The 13,938-nt window shown below is 74.5% G+C and carries 13 protein-coding genes; 5 read left to right on the forward strand and 8 right to left on the reverse strand.

Going from position 1 to position 13,938, the window contains the following annotated elements; genetic code table 11:
- The first annotated feature begins 100 nt into the window (after positions 1 to 100).
- The 4 genes from ABZY13_RS11005 (at position 101) to ABZY13_RS11020 (ending at position 3,495) form a co-directional block, all read left to right on the forward strand.
- Entirely contained in the window at positions 101 to 646 is a 546-nt protein-coding gene (locus ABZY13_RS11005) for a sigma-70 family RNA polymerase sigma factor (RefSeq protein ID WP_356629083.1), read from the forward strand.
- A gap of 136 nt (positions 647 to 782) precedes the next feature.
- Positions 783 to 1,295 (forward strand): hypothetical protein, encoded by a 513-nt coding sequence (locus ABZY13_RS11010; protein WP_356629085.1) that lies wholly within the window; start codon positions 783 to 785, stop codon positions 1,293 to 1,295.
- Positions 1,296 to 1,495: 200 nt separating this feature from the next.
- A complete protein-coding gene (locus tag ABZY13_RS11015; protein WP_356629087.1) occupies positions 1,496 to 2,146 on the forward strand; it encodes a zf-HC2 domain-containing protein in 651 nt (216 codons plus the stop codon).
- A 167-nt stretch (positions 2,147 to 2,313) separates the two neighbouring features.
- On the forward strand, positions 2,314 to 3,495 hold the full coding sequence (locus ABZY13_RS11020) for a PP2C family protein-serine/threonine phosphatase (RefSeq protein ID WP_356629088.1): 1,182 nt from the start codon (positions 2,314 to 2,316) through the stop codon (positions 3,493 to 3,495).
- A 43-nt stretch (positions 3,496 to 3,538) separates the two neighbouring features.
- Here the strand turns inward: ABZY13_RS11020 and ABZY13_RS11025 are convergent, their stop codons facing one another.
- From ABZY13_RS11025 to ABZY13_RS11035, 3 genes are all read right to left on the reverse strand, one after another.
- Positions 3,539 to 4,402, reverse strand: a complete 864-nt coding sequence (locus ABZY13_RS11025) for a DNA-formamidopyrimidine glycosylase family protein (protein ID WP_356629090.1) — start codon at positions 4,400 to 4,402, stop codon at positions 3,539 to 3,541.
- A 42-nt stretch (positions 4,403 to 4,444) separates the two neighbouring features.
- Positions 4,445 to 6,541 (reverse strand): SpoIIE family protein phosphatase, encoded by a 2,097-nt coding sequence (locus tag ABZY13_RS11030; protein ID WP_356629092.1) that lies wholly within the window; start codon positions 6,539 to 6,541, stop codon positions 4,445 to 4,447.
- Between the two features lie 126 nt (positions 6,542 to 6,667).
- Positions 6,668 to 7,945, reverse strand: coding sequence for a DUF6777 domain-containing protein (locus ABZY13_RS11035; RefSeq protein WP_356629094.1), 1,278 nt, complete (start codon positions 7,943 to 7,945; stop codon positions 6,668 to 6,670).
- Positions 7,946 to 8,064: 119 nt separating this feature from the next.
- Here ABZY13_RS11035 and ABZY13_RS11040 point away from each other — a divergent pair, with 119 nt between their 5' ends.
- The gene (locus ABZY13_RS11040) at positions 8,065 to 9,486 is read left to right on the forward strand and encodes a lipase maturation factor family protein (RefSeq protein ID WP_356629190.1); all 1,422 of its coding nucleotides are present in this window, start codon (positions 8,065 to 8,067) and stop codon (positions 9,484 to 9,486) included.
- 171 nt (positions 9,487 to 9,657) lie between these two features.
- On the opposite strand, the gene ABZY13_RS11045 is transcribed toward ABZY13_RS11040, so the two are convergent.
- From ABZY13_RS11045 to ABZY13_RS11065, 5 genes are all read right to left on the reverse strand, one after another.
- A complete protein-coding gene (locus tag ABZY13_RS11045) occupies positions 9,658 to 9,876 on the reverse strand; it encodes a hypothetical protein (protein ID WP_356629096.1) in 219 nt (72 codons plus the stop codon).
- Between the two features lie 68 nt (positions 9,877 to 9,944).
- The gene (locus tag ABZY13_RS11050; protein WP_356629098.1) at positions 9,945 to 10,832 is read right to left on the reverse strand and encodes an amidohydrolase family protein; all 888 of its coding nucleotides are present in this window, start codon (positions 10,830 to 10,832) and stop codon (positions 9,945 to 9,947) included.
- Positions 10,829 to 11,812: an aldo/keto reductase gene (locus tag ABZY13_RS11055; protein ID WP_356629100.1), complete on the reverse strand. Its 984-nt coding sequence runs from the start codon at positions 11,810 to 11,812 to the stop codon at positions 10,829 to 10,831. The genes ABZY13_RS11050 and ABZY13_RS11055 overlap by 4 nt, the downstream gene beginning before the upstream one ends.
- The gene (locus tag ABZY13_RS11060) at positions 11,809 to 12,567 is read right to left on the reverse strand and encodes an SDR family oxidoreductase (protein ID WP_356629102.1); all 759 of its coding nucleotides are present in this window, start codon (positions 12,565 to 12,567) and stop codon (positions 11,809 to 11,811) included. The genes ABZY13_RS11055 and ABZY13_RS11060 overlap by 4 nt, the downstream gene beginning before the upstream one ends.
- Positions 12,564 to 13,904, reverse strand: coding sequence for an L-fuconate dehydratase (locus ABZY13_RS11065; RefSeq protein ID WP_356629104.1), 1,341 nt, complete (start codon positions 13,902 to 13,904; stop codon positions 12,564 to 12,566). The genes ABZY13_RS11060 and ABZY13_RS11065 overlap by 4 nt, the downstream gene beginning before the upstream one ends.
- Positions 13,905 to 13,938: the final 34 nt, after the last annotated feature.

The following is a 13,938-nucleotide window of genomic DNA, read 5'->3' on the forward strand; positions in this document are numbered from 1 at the left end:
GGAACCGTTCATCGAACCGTTCATCGACGGTTTCGACCGTCCGTCGCAGCACCGTGTGCGCGCTCTGTCCGGATACGGCTCCCTGGGGTGACATACGGCCATGACGGCCGGAACCACCATGACCAACGGGACGACCGCCGAACACGAGCTCGCCGCGCTGCAGCGCGAGCACGGGCGACCGCTCTTCGCCCTGCTGCTGCGTCTGTGCGACGGCGACCGGCAGCGGGCGGAGGACCTTGTGCAGGAGACCCTGGTACGCGCCTGGCAGCATCCCGAGGCGCTGCGCGCCGACGCGTTCGACTCCGTACGCCCCTGGCTGCTGACCGTGGGGCGGCGGCTCGCGATCGACGCACGGCGGGCCCGGCAGGCGCGCCCGCCGGAGGTCGGCGACGCGATCCTGGAGAACGCGCGGGTGTGCGCGGACCACGCCGAACGGTCGGCGGCCACCGTCGACGTGCGCGAGGCTGTGAAGACTCTCACTCCCGAACACCGTGAAGTCCTGATGCTCATGTACTTCCAGGGGGCGAGCGTGGCGGAGGCCGCCCAGGCCCTGGGCATTCCGCCCGGTACCGTGAAGTCCCGCGCGTACTACGCGCTGCGCGCCCTGCGCCGGGTACTTCCGGGCTACGCGGCCGACCTGCGGTGAAACCGACAGCCGGGTCAAGCCTCCGTAAAGTGCCTTGCCGATGACCCCCATGGGGTAATCGGCTGTCCTCATCCGTGTTCCGGACCAGGACCCGGGGTCGGGCCACGCGCCACGCACCGGAGGAAGGCAGGAAGGGATGCAGCACAGAGGTGAGCAGAGCACGGAGGGGGCCGACGGCGGTGAACTGACCGTCCCGATGGCCTGGTTGTACGCCGAGTACATCGCCGACGAGCTGCTGCGCAGCGGCGATCTGATGCCGCCGACGTCCTTCGAGTTCCGCGCCGGGCGCGACGCGCTGGCGCTGACGGTCTTCCTGGCCGACACCGGGGGCGGGCCCGGCATCGAGGTCGTCTCCCAGCTGGAGACCTGGCTGGCGCTGACGGCGTACGACCAGCCGTGGCAGGACTGGGTGGGCGAGCGCATGGCCCGGTTCGCGCAGCGGGCCGCCGAGTCGGGCGGCCCGGCGCCGGACCTGGAGCTGGCGGAGGCGGCCTGGCGCTGGCTGCGGGAGACCGAACTGCTCGCGCCCGACCTGAACGCGGTGCCGGGCGGCGGTGCGGTGATCGGCGAGGAGGACGGGCCGAAGGTGTGGACGCCCGCGTGGCAGCTCGGCCTGCCCCTGGGGCATCTGGCGATCCATCTGTTCTGACCCGGCGCCGGGTGTCGTGCCGGTCCTCCGCCGGACCGCTCGGACGGCCGCGGGGAATTCCCGTCGCCGGCCGGTCCTCCACTGGGGCCGCGCGGAATCGTTCGGGTCGCGATGCGGAATACGGCGTGAGTGATTCCGCGTGGCGGTGCGTACGGGTGGATGAACGAAGTGACTCCCACCCCACGGCACGAGGATGCGGCATGAGGTCCCTGGAGAGGCATCGCGACGTCGGCGCGTACACGCTCGGCGTGCTGGACGAGGCGGACGCCTTCCGTTTCGAGGACCACCTGACCGGGTGTCCCGGCTGTGCCGTGCGGCTTTCGGAACTTCGCTTCGCCGCACGGCAGTTGATGCTCTACCGGCGGGCGACGCCGCGGGTCGTGCACCCCGTGGCGGGCCCCGGGCCCCGGCTGCTGGACCGGCTGCTCGGCGAGGTCGCGGCGCGGCGGCGGGCGGGACGCCGGCGACTGCTGTGCGCGGTGGCCGCGTCGGCCGTCCTGGCCGTCGCCGTCCCGGCCGTCGCGGTGATGGCGCAGGGCGGCGGCCGCGCCCACCGGATCTCCGCGACCGACGAGCGCTCCGGGGTGTGGGCCCGGGTCACGGCCGAGGACCAGGCGTGGGGCAGCCGGGTGCGGCTGGACGTGCGCGACGCGGCCGGCCCCCGCGTCTGCCATCTGGTCGCCGTGGGCCGCGACGGCTCGGAACAGACCGTCACCACCTGGACCGCCCCCCGCCACGACGCCCGCCTCCGCACCGCACACGGCGGCGCGGCCCTGCGCCCTGCGCAGATCGACCGCTGGGAGGTGCGCACGGCGACGGGGGAACGACTCGTGGCCCTCGATCCGCGCTAGACCCGCGTCCGACCGCTTCCCGCCCCACTCGGACGCGGGCACGGCGGGGGCCGCCCCGCGCGCCGGCGCCGGCGCGGTTGACCCGGCCGCCCCTCCCGGCGGGCGGGGCGCCGGGGCCGGTGTGAGACTGCCGGTGGGCCGAACCGGCGCCGGCGAGGGGAGATCAGGTGACGGCTGCGGAGACCGGCGACGGGCTGCTGGAGGACTTCCTGGCCGACCCGGGCAACGCCGCGCTGGACCTGAACACCGCGGTCGCCCGCTGCTCCAGGGCGCTCGGTCTCCCGCACTGCGTTGTCCATCTGGTGGACGTCCAGCAGCGCGTGCTGATGCCGCTGAGCGAGGCGGCCGTCCCGCTGCCCGTCGACGGCTCGCTGGCCGGCTGGTGCTACCGGACCCAGTCGCTGCGCGTGGAGGAGTCGGAGACCACCGGCCTGACCGTGTGGCTTCCGCTGCTGGACGGCGTGGAACGGCTCGGCGTACTGGCCGTGCACACCCCGGCGCTCACGCCCGTCATCCTGCGCCGCAGCCGCAGCCTCGCCACCCTGCTGGCGATGATGATCACCTCGAAGCGGGCGTACAAGGACACGTTCGTGCGGCGCACCCGCACCGAGCCCATGCGCCTGCCCGCCGAGATGCTGCGGGCCTTCCTGCCGCCGCGCACCATCGGCACGGCGCACGTCGTCTCCACGGCCGTGCTGGAGCCCGCCTACGACCTCGGCGGCGACGCCTTCGACCACTCGCTGACCGATACGGCCCTGCACGCCTGCGTCTTCGACGCCATGGGGCACGACCTGGCCTCGGGGCTGACGACCTCGGTGGCGATGGCCGCGTGCCGCAACGCCCGGCGTGTGGGCACCGAGCTGCCCGAGCTGGTGAAGTGCGTGGACGACGCGCTGTCGTCCTGGCTGCCGGACGGGTTCTGCACCGGCGTCGTCGCCCGGCTCGACCTCACCGACGGCCTGCTGCGGTGGTGCAACTGCGGACATCCGGCGCCCCTGCTGATCCGGGACCACCGGCTGCTGGTGGACGCCATGGAACGGGACGCCGACCCGCCGATGGGCCTGCCGGCGCTGCTGGCCGGACGGTCCCGGCAGGTCCACGAGATCGCCCTGCAGCCCGGCGACCGGGTGCTGATGTACACCGACGGGGTCACCGAGGCGCGCACCCACGACGGCAGTCTGTTCGGACTGGAACGGTTCGCCGACTACGTCATCCGGGCCAGCGCCACCGGCGAACTCGCCCCGGAGATCCTGCGGCGGCTGATCCACTGGATCCTCGACGCCAACCCCGGCCGGCTGCGGGACGACGCGACCATCCTCATGTTCGAGTGGCACCCGCCGAACGGCTGACCCGTGGGCGGTCGCCTCAACGCCCGGGACCGCCCCCCGACGGTCACTTCAGCAGCCGGGACAGCCGCCGGTCCGCCAGCGGTTTCCCGCCCGTCTGGCAGGTGGGGCAGTACTGCAGCGAGGAGTCGCTGAAGGACACCTCGCGGACGGTGTCGCCGCACACCGGGCAGGGCTCGCCGGTGCGGCCGTGGACGCGCAGGCCGCTCTTCTTCTCCGCCTTCAGCCGCCCGGCGGCCAGCCCTCGCGAGCGCTCCACGGCCTCGCCGAGGGTGGTGCGCAGCGCCGCGTGGAGCCGCTCGACGTCCTCGGGCGTGAGGGAGGCGGTCGGCTTGAACGGCGACATCCGCGCCGCGTGCAGGATCTCGTCGCTGTAGGCGTTGCCGATGCCCGCGATCAAACTCTGGTCGCGCAGGGCGCCCTTGATCTGCCGGCGTTCTCCGGCGAGCAGCGCGCCGAGGCGGGCCGCGTCGAAGTCGGCGGCGAGCGGGTCGGGGCCGAGCCGGGCCACGCCGGGCACCTCCTGGGGGTCCCGCACGACGTACACCGCGAGCCGCTTCTGGTGCCCGGCCTCGGTGAGATCGAAGCCGGCGCCGGTGTCCAGGGCCACGCGCAGCGCCAGTGGGCCCTTGCCGGGGCGGGGCGGGCCGTCGGGGAGCCGGTCCTTCCAGTGCAGCCAGCCCGCACGGGCCAGATGGGTCACCAGATGCGGGCCGCCGGCGGTCCCGACGTCGAGGAACTTGCCGTACCGGCGCACCTCGGCGACCTCGTGGCCCTCGACGGCGGCCGGCGGCGGGTCGTACGTCTTGAGCACGCTCACGGCGACCGGCAGCACCCGGACGATCTCCCGCCCGACCAGGTGCTCGGTCAGGAAGTCCTTCAGCGCTTCGACCTCGGGAAGTTCCGGCATACGTCCAGGGTGGCCATTGCGCGCCGCCCCCGCCACGCGGGCTCAGTCCCCGTCCCGGTCCGCGTCCCCGTCTCCGTCCGGCACCGCGAACTCGCACCACACGCACTTGCCGCCGCCGCGCGCCTCCACGCCCCACACCTGCGCGAGCAGGTCGACCAGGAGCAGGCCGCGCCCCGAGACCCCCGACTCCCCCGCCTCCCGGCGGCGCGGCAGGGCGCTGGAGGAGTCCTCCACCTCCACCCGCAGCCGGCGTTCGCCCCCCGTGAGGTTCCGCAGGGTCAGGATGGCGGCGCCCTCGGTGTGCATCAGGGCGTTGGTGATCAGCTCGTCGGCGACGAGTTCGACGTCGTCGACGCGGTCGGCCGCGCCCCAGGCGCGGGCCGCGGCACGGATCATGTGCCGGGCCTCGCGCAGCGCCTCCGGGTCGCCGGGGGCGACGTGCTGCTGGAGGCGTCCGCCGGTCTGCGGGGTGTCCGGCCCGCGACGGCGCAGCAGGAGCAGCGCCACGTCGTCGTCGCCGCCGCGTTCGTCGGCCATGCCGATGAGCACGTCGGCGAGCCGGCGGACGTCCCGGGGGCCGGAGGCCATGAGGGCGGTGAGTTCCCGGAAGCCGTCGTCCAGGTCGGTGCCGGGCTGTTCGACCAGGCCGTCGGTGCAGAGCAGGAGCGTGTCGCCGGGGTCGAGTTCGAGGGTGGCGACGGGGTACTCCAGACTGCCGAACTCGGCGGACAGCCCGAGCGGCAGACCGCCGGCGACCGGGACGCGGCGGCAGTCACCCGCGTCGTCGCGGATCAGCGGATCGATGTGACCGGCCCGCACCGCCTGGACCACCCCCGTGGCCAGGTCGGCCTCCGCGTACAGGCAGGTGGCGAAGCGGTCGGTGTCCAGCTCGTGCAGGAAGACGGAGGCGCGGGCCATGACCGCGGCGGGCGTGTGGCCCTCGGCGGCGTAGGCGCGCAGCACGATGCGCAGCTGGCCCATGACGGCCGCGGCGTGCGTGTCGTGGCCCTGGACGTCTCCGATGACGGCCCCGACCCGCCCGCCGGGGAGCGGGATCAGGTCGTACCAGTCGCCGCCGATGTCCCGGCCGAGGGAGGCCGAGCGGTAGCGGACGGCGACGTCGGCGCCGGGGACGCTGGGGATGGTGCGCGGGAGCATGGCCTGCTGGAGGCCGGTGGCGAGGTCCTTCTCCTGCTCGTAGAACATCGCCCGCTGGAGGTTCTGCGCGATGCTGCTGCCGAGCGCGACGAGGATGTTGCGCTCCTCGGGCGTGAACCCGCTGCGGTCGTTGTAGAGCAGGCCGATGGCGCCGATCGGCCGCGCCTGGACGATGAGCGGCAGATAGGCGGCGGCGGTGACGCGCAGGTCGGTGAGGTGCGGCCACAGGATCGGGTAGCCGCGGGCGAACTCCTCCGGCGACTCGATGAACCGGGGGGTGAGGGTGCGGACGACCTCGCTCATCGGGTACGGCTCGTCGATCCGGGTGACCAGGGTGCCCGGCACGAAGCTGCCCTCGGGCCCCTCGGCGACCAGCCGGATCCGTCCGGCCTCGACCAGGCCCATGACCAGGCTGGTCGCGCCCAGGTGGGTGACGCCGTAGGTGTCCTTGAGCACGTCGATGACGTCCTGGACGGTGCGGGCGTGCGCGAGGGCGGCGGTGGTGACCTGGATGACGTCGGTGCGGTCGAGGCGGGTGTCGGCCGGGACCATGACGCCGTGGGTCGCCGGGTCGCTCAGTTCCTCGGTGGCGTCGCGGACGATGCCGATGATCCTGGTCGGCCGGCGCGAGGCGTCGCGGCGGATGTAGCCGTGGGTGTGGGTCCAGCGCAGGGTGCCGTCGCGGCGGCGGACGCGGAAGTAGGCGGCGTAGTTCTCGCTGCCGTCCTTGATGGCCTGGGCGACCATGGCGTCCAGGCGCTGGTTCTCGGTCGGCGGCACCCGGACGGCCAGGCCCTCCGGCCGGCCGTTGAACTCGCCGGGCAGCAGATCGAAGATCTCGTGCGCCTGGGCGTCCATGTGGAACAGCCCGGCGTCCAGATCCCAGTCGAAGCTGCCCATGCGGTTGAGCGCCAGAATCGGATCGGCGTGGGCGGGCCAGTCGTCCGGGAGTGACTGGGCGCTCGCTCCCCGATCAACCATGCGCCCACCTTGCCAGTATTTGCCCGGATATTCGACCGGGTCGGATCGGACCGGTGACCGGACCGGTACTCGTTGACCGGTGACGTCGGTGACGTCGGTGCCGGTTCGGTGACACGGGTCGGCGCGTCAGTCGGCGAACACGCCGGTCGGGCTGCCGAAGATGCTGCCGTCCGCCTCGCCGGCGCCATCGCCGCCGCCGCCGTCGCCGTCGCCGTCCGGGCCATCGGGCTCGTCGGGGGCGTCGGGGACGAGTCCGCCGCCGTCGGGCGGGTCGGGCGCGTCCGGTACGGTCGCGGGTCCCGCGTCGCCCGCCCCGGCCTCCGGCCTTGGTACGGCGTCCGCGGCGTCCGCGGGCTCCGGGACCCCGGCCCCGTCGTCCGCCGCCCGGGAGGGATCGGCAGGACCACCCGGCTCCCGCGGCGACCCCGAGGCGGTGTCGGCGAGCACCGGCGGCTCCTCGGGGTCCGAGGGTTCCGAGGACTCCGAGGGTTCCGAGGGCTCCGAGGCCGGGTCCGGGGCGTCCGCCGCCGACCGGTCCTCGGCCGGGCTCGCGCCCACGCTCGGGCTCGCCGCCCGGTCCGTGCGCTCCGCCCCGTACGGCCCCGGCATCACCCGGTCGTGCCGCACGTCCGCCCCCACCTCGCGCTCCACCCACGCGCCGTCGTCGATGTCGACGATCGTGAACGTCCCGACGGCCCGGGGCGCCGGCGTCACCACGACGACCCGCTCCGGCCGGTACCCCGCCCACGTCCCGGCCGCGCCGCCGACGGCGCTCCGCGTCGGGACCGGCGGCGCGAGCGGATTGCCGCAGGCGCAGCGCACCCGCGGGACGCCCCGCGTGTCGACGAGCACGGCGGTGCCCGCCTGGAGGGCGGCCTGGTACGCCACGGCCCGGCCGGCGCGGTATCCGTGCCCGGTGACGCGGGTGTCGGCGCGCAGCACGACCGGGGTGAGCGCACGCAGGTGGGCCGGGATCGCCGCCTCCACGATCCCGGCCGCCCCGGCAAAGGCGCGCGCCCTGTCCGGGTCCGCGGTCGGCAGGCGGTCGACGTCGCAGTCGGCGGCCCGCCGGCGACCGGCGTAGAGGCCGGGCGTGCCGCCGGAGTGGCGGCGTACGCCAGTGAGGGCTGCCGCGGGGTCGGCGCCGGAACGGGGGCGCGCGGCCGGGGGCGTTCGGGTGAGCGGTGGCGGGGTAGCCGGGGAGGTGGCCGCGGCGTCCGTGAAGGGGCCGGGTCCGCGGGCCGCGGCCGGCAGGAGGACGAGTCCCGCGCCGGACGGCGCGTCGTACCGCGCGGCGCGTTGGTCCCCCGGCCGGGCGATCTGGCCGACGACGCCGCACCCGGCGACGAGCAGCGTCGTCAGGAGCGCGCAGGCCGCGCCGAAGGCTCCGGTGGGTCTGTGCACCGTGTTCTCCCGACTCGTCCGGGCAGTTCGTTCACTATTGTCTGCTTCACTCGCTCGGGTCACGCAAACGGAAGAGACGCTGACGCGCGGTGACGAGGGCAGGAGAGGAGCGCACGGGCGTGGACTGGTTCACCGCATCCGACTACTGGCTGAGCCGGCTGGTCTTCCAGCGGGCGCTGGCCGCCGTGTACCTGGTGGCGTTCCTGACGGCGGCCCTCCAGTTCCGGGCGCTGATCGGCGAGCGCGGGATGCTGCCGGTGCCGCGGTTCGTGGAGCGGACGTCGTTCCGGCAGGCGCCGAGCCTGTTCCGGCTGCACTACTCCGACCGCTTCTTCGCCTGCTGCGCCTGGGCGGGGTGCGCGGTGTCGGCGGCCCTGCTGGCGGGGCTGGACTTTCTGCTGCCGCTGTGGGGCGCGATGCTGCTGTGGCTGGTCCCCTGGGCGCTGTACCTGTCGATCGTCAACGTGGGCCAGACCTGGTACGGGTTCGGCTGGGAGTCGCTGCTGCTGGAGGTCGGTTTCCTCGCCGTGTTCCTCGGCAACGACGAGGTCGCGCCGCCGGTCGTGGTGCTGTTCCTGCTGCGCTGGATCCTGTTCCGGGTGGAGTTCGGCGCGGGCCTGATCAAGCTGCGCGGCGACGCGTGCTGGCGGAAGCTGACGTGTCTGGACTTCCACCACGAGACCCAGCCGATGCCGGGCCCGCTGAGCTGGTTCTTCCACCGTCTGCCGAGGCCGCTGCACCGGGTGGAGGTGGCCGCCAACCACGTCACGCAACTCGTGGTGCCGTTCCTGCTGTTCGCCCCGCAACCGATCGCGTCGGCCGCCGCCGCGCTGATGGCCGTCACGCAACTGTGGCTGGTGCTGTCCGGGAACTTCTCCTGGCTGAACTGGATCACCATCGTGCTGGCCCTGTCGGCGATCCGCTTCCCCGGCGAGTCGCCCTCCGCGCCCGGCGCGCCGCTCTGGTTCGTCGTCGTGGTCCTGGCCGTGGCCGCGCTGATCGCGTTCCTCAGCCACCGGCCGGTGCTGAACATGGTCTCCCGCCGCCAGGTCATGAACCGTTCCTTCGACCCGCTGCACCTGGTCAACACCTACGGCGCGTTCGGCAGCGTCAACCGGGTCCGGTACGAGATCGTGATCGAGGGCACGGCGGACCCGGTGGCGCGCGAGGACTCCGACTGGCGCGAGTACGAGTTCAAGGGCAAGCCCGGCGATCCCCGGCGCTGGCCGCGCCAGTTCGCCCCGTACCATCTGCGGCTCGACTGGCTGATGTGGTTCGCGGCGCTCTCCCCCGCCTACGCCGGAGCGTGGTTCGGCGCGCTGGTGGAGCGGCTGCTGGAGAACGACCGCGACACGCTGAGGCTGCTGCGCCGCTCCCCCTTCCCGGCCGACGAACCGCCGCGCTTCGTCCGCGCCCGGCTGTTCCGCTACCGCTACACGACCTGGCGCGAGCTGCGGGAGACGGGCGCGTGCTGGGAGCGGACGTTCGTGCGCGAATACCTGCCCCCGACGCGGCTGGCGAGGGCGGCCGGGGGTGCGTGAGGCGCGTCGTCAGCGCTTGGCCGCGACGTAGTAGGCGTTCAGCGGGTCGCCCTCGACCGTCTTGACGTCGACGGCGCGGAAGCCGGCCTCCGCGACCATCCGGAGGGCCGTCTGCTCGCCCCGGACGGCGCCCAGCCGTCCCGGCGAGGTCGTCGGGGCCGGCCTCGGTGGTCAGCGAGGCGGCGTGCCCGGGCGGGAGCCGGTACGCGCCCCGCTCCGGCTCGTACTCCACGACGCCGCCGACTCGCGCACGTACCGCTCGTCCAGGCCGGCGGCCGCGGCGATCTCCCCGCCGGTCGGCGGCGGAAGGCCGGCCGGCGTGTCGAACGGGCCGTTCTGATGGCCGACGCCGTTGAGCAGCGCGAGCGCCCCCCTTCCGCCGATCCGCATTCGCCGCATTACGCCGGAATTGTCCCGGCGAGTCGCCTGCACGGGGAGGGCGGGACGGCCTGTCCGGGTCAGAGGCCGTAGACGCGGACGGCGGTGCCCTCGAAGACCTCCGTCCGCTCGGGCCCGCTCAGGCCCTCGGTCAACTCGTGCGCCGCGGCGAGCACTTCGCCGTAGTCCGCCGCCAGGGTGCTCACCGGCCAGTCCGAGCCGTACATCAGCCGGCCGGGACCGAAGGCCTCCAGGACGGTGTCGGCGTACGGGCGCAGGTCCTCGACGGTCCAGGAGGCGGGGTCGGCCTCGGTGACCAGGCCGGAGAGTTTGCAGACGGTGTTGGGCAGGGCGGCGAGGGTGCGCAGGTCGCGGGCCCAGGGGTCGAGGGAGCCCGAGGCGACGGGCGGTTTGCCCGCGTGGTCGAGGACGAAGGTCAGGCCGGGGAGGGCCCGGGCCGCCCCGGCGCAGGCGGGGAGTTGGTGCGGGAGCACGACGAGGTCGTAGACGAGTCCGGCGTCCGCGACGGCGGCGAGGCCGCGGCGCACGTCCGGGCGCAGCAGCCACTCCGGGTCGGCCTCGCCCTGCACCTGGTGGCGGACGCCCTTGAGGCGGCGTCCGCCGGGGAGGGCGCGGAGGCGGGCGAGTTCTTCGGCGACGTCGGGGCGGGTGAGGTCGGTCCAGCCGACGACGCCGGCGATCAGGCCGCGCCCGGCAGCCGGCCCGTGCCGTTCCTCCCGTTCCTCCCGCTCGTCCTGCTCATGGGCGAGGGCGAGGAGTTCGGGGGTCTCCTCCGGGACGGTGACCGTCTGGACGAGCACCGTGCGGTCGACGCCGGCCGCGGCGGCCTCGGGGGCGAGGTCGGCGAGGGTGAAGTTCCGCCGTAAGGGGGTGAGTCCGGGTCCGCGGATCCAGTCCTGGTCGCGTACCGAGAGGTCCCAGACGTGGTGGTGGGCGTCGACGGTCACGCCGGGTCCCCGGTGGGCACGGGGGCGTCGGGCGGGAGCAGTCCGGTGTCGCGCAGCTCCTGCCAGAAGGCGGGCGGGACGGGGGTGCGGAACTGTTCGGCGCAGTCGTCCACCTCGGCGGCGCTGCGGGCGCCGGCCAGGACGCTCACGACCGCCGGGTGGGCGGCGCAGAAAGCCAGGGCGGCGGCGCGCAGGGTGGTGCCGTGGCGCTCGGCGAGGGACTTCAGGCGCAGGGCGCGGTCGAGCAACTCGGGGGGCGCGGCGGCGTAGTTGTAGGTGGCCCCGGGCTTGGGATCGGCCAGCAGGCCGGAGTTGAACGCTCCGCCGACGACGACGGCGACGCCGCGCTCCTCGGCGGCGGGGAGCAGTTCGGTGAGCGCGCTCTGGTCGAGGAGGGTGTAGCGGCCGGCGCACAGCACCACGTCGACGTCCGTCTCGCGCACGAAGCGGGTGAGCATCTCCGCCTGGTTCATGCCCGCGCCGATCGCGCCGACGACGCCCTCGGAGCGCAGCCGCTCCAGTGCCGGGTAGCCCTCGCGGAAGGCCTGTTCGGGGTGGTCGTCGGGGTCGTGCAGGTAGACGATGTCGACGCGGTCGAGGCCCAGGCGCTCCAGGCCGGCCTCCAGGGTGCGCCGTACGCCGTCCGCGGTGAAGTCCCAGACGCGGCGATGGGTGGCGGGGACGGCGAAGCCGTTGGCCAGGTCGTCGCCGACGGAGTCGGGACGGCCGACGGGTTCCAGGCGCCGGCCGACCTTGGTGGAGAGCGTGTAGGCCTCGCGCGGGTGGGCGCGCAGGGCGGCGCCGAGGCGGCGTTCGGACAGGCCGAGGCCGTAGTGGGGCGCGGTGTCGAAGTAGCGGACGCCCTGCCGCCAGGCGGCGGTGACGGCCTCGTGCGCCTGCTCGTCGGTGAGCGGGGCGTACAGGTTGCCGATCCCGCCGCCGCCGAAGCCGAGCGGGCCCATGTCGTGGCGCAGGCTCATCGTGCCCCCTCCGGTCGCAGTCGCAGGCCCTGCATGCCGCCGTCGACGGCGAGGGCGGTGCCGGTCGTCGCGCCGGACAGCGGGCTGGCCAGGTAGGCGATGGCGCCCGCGACCTCGGCGGCGGAGACGAGACGGCCGGTGGGCTGCCGGGCCTCCAGCGCGGCGCGTTCGGCGGCCGGGTCGTCGGCGGCGTCCAGCAGCCGGGCGACCCACGGCGTGTCCGCGGTGCCGGGATTGACGCAGTTCACGCGGACGCCCTCGCGCAGGTGGTCGGCGGCCATGGCGAGGGTGAGGGACTGCACGGCCCCCTTGGTGGCGCTGTAGAGGGCGCGCTGCGGGAGCCCGGCGGTGGCGGCGATGGAGCAGGTGTTGACGATCGCGGCGTGCTCGGACCCGCGCAGGTGGGGCAGGCAGGCGCGGGCCGTGCGGACCATGCCCAGGACGTTGACGTCGAAGACGCGGTGCCACTCGTCGTCGGGGTTGTCCTCCACGGTGCCCTGCGCGCCGATGCCCGCGTTGTTCACCAGGACGTCCAGGCCGCCGAGTTCGGCGACGGCCGCCGCGACCGCCGCGCGCACGGAGGCGTCGTCGGCCACGTCGGCCCGGTACGCGAGCAGCGGCTCGCCGACCGGCTTCGGGTCCAGGTCCAGTACGGCCACCCGGGCGCCGCGCGAGGTCAGGAGTTCCGCGGCGGCCCGGCCGATGCCGCTGGCGCCGCCGGTCACCAGGGCCGTGAGGCCCTCGAAGTCGTTCATGCCGTCCGCCCCTTCTCGCGGTCGGGGTCGGCGGCCCAGTACGCGCCGCCGGGATAGGTGTACCGCGCGACGGACTCGGGCCGCATGGCGGCGGAGAAGCCGGGCGCAGTGGGCGCCGTGTAGTGACCCTCGCGGATCACCACCGGGTCGAGGAAGTGGTCGTGCAGATGGTCGACGTACTCGATGGCGCGGTCCTCGGTGGTGCCGGCGACCGCCACGTAGTCGAACATCGCCAGGTGCTGGACGAGTTCGCACAGGCCGACGCCGCCGGCGTGCGGGCAGACCGGCACCCCGAACCGGGCGGCGAGCAGCAGGACGGCGAGGTTCTCGTTGACGCCGCCGACGCGGGCGGCGTCGAGCTGCAGGACGTCGATCGCGCCGGCCTGGAGGAGTTGTTTGACCACGATCCGGTTCTGGGCGTGTTCGCCGCTGGCGACCTTCACCGGGGCGACGGCCCGGCGGATCGCGGCGTGGCCGAGGATGTCGTCGGGGCTGGTGGGCTCCTCGATCCAGTAGGGGTCGAACTCGGCGAGGGCGCGGGTCCAGCGGATCGCCTCGTCGACGTCCCAGCGCTGGTTGGCGTCGATCGCCAGGCGGACGTCCGGGCCGACGGCGGCGCGGGCGGTGCGGCAGCGGCGGACGTCGTCGGCCAGGTCGGCGCCGACCTTGAGCTTGATCAGCCGGAAGCCGTCGGCCACCGCGGCGGTGGCGAGCCGGGTGAGCTTGGCGTCGTCGTAGCCGAGCCAGCCAGCGGAGGTGGTGTAGGCGGGGTAGCCGCGCTCCAGCAGGGCGCAGGCGCGCGCGCCGGCGCCCTGCTGGCCACGGCGCAGGAGGTCGAGCGCCTGCTCGGGGGTGAGCGCGTCCGTGAGGTAGCGGAAGTCGATCTGGCGGACGATCCACTCGGGCTCGGCGTCCGCGAGGAACCGCCACAGCGGCTTGCCGGCGCGTTTGGCGGCGAGGTCCCAGACGGCGTTGACGACGGCGCCGATCGCCATGTGCATCACGCCCTTCTCGGGCCCGAGCCAGCGCAGCTGGCTGTCGCCCACCAGGTCGCGGCTGAGGGTGGCCGGGTCGGCGCACAGCTCGTCGACCGACCGTCCCACGACATGCCCGCGCAGTGCGTCGATCGCGGCGACCTGGACGTCGTTGCCCCGCCCGATGGTGAAGGCGAACCCGTGTCCCTCGTGGCCGTCTCCGGCGTCGGTGCGCAGGACGGCGTAGGCGGCCGAGTAGTCGGGGTCCGGGTTCATGGCGTCGGAGCCGTCGAGGTCGCGGGAGGTGGGGAAGCGGATGTCGTGGGTGTCGAGGGCGGTGATGCGGGCGGGGGTGGGGGTCACTGCTGGCCCTTTCGTGGGCGACGGGGCGACTGCC

The sequence above is a fragment of the Streptomyces sp. NPDC006610 genome (assembly GCF_040611575.1).
Classification (GTDB): Bacteria; Actinomycetota; Actinomycetes; order Streptomycetales; family Streptomycetaceae; genus Streptomyces.

Coding starts and splice junctions, on each gene's coding strand:
- ABZY13_RS11005 (WP_356629083.1), top strand. CDS start 101: ATGACGGCCGGAACCACCATGACCAACGGGACGACCGCCGAACACGAG.
- ABZY13_RS11010 (WP_356629085.1), top strand. CDS start 783: ATGCAGCACAGAGGTGAGCAGAGCACGGAGGGGGCCGACGGCGGTGAA.
- ABZY13_RS11015 (WP_356629087.1), top strand. CDS start 1,496: ATGAGGTCCCTGGAGAGGCATCGCGACGTCGGCGCGTACACGCTCGGC.
- ABZY13_RS11025 (WP_356629090.1), bottom strand. CDS start 4,402: ATGCCGGAACTTCCCGAGGTCGAAGCGCTGAAGGACTTCCTGACCGAG.
- ABZY13_RS11030 (WP_356629092.1), bottom strand. CDS start 6,541: ATGGTTGATCGGGGAGCGAGCGCCCAGTCACTCCCGGACGACTGGCCC.
- ABZY13_RS11045 (WP_356629096.1), bottom strand. CDS start 9,876: ATGCGGATCGGCGGAAGGGGGGCGCTCGCGCTGCTCAACGGCGTCGGC.
- ABZY13_RS11055 (WP_356629100.1), bottom strand. CDS start 11,812: ATGAGCCTGCGCCACGACATGGGCCCGCTCGGCTTCGGCGGCGGCGGG.
- ABZY13_RS11060 (WP_356629102.1), bottom strand. CDS start 12,567: ATGAACGACTTCGAGGGCCTCACGGCCCTGGTGACCGGCGGCGCCAGC.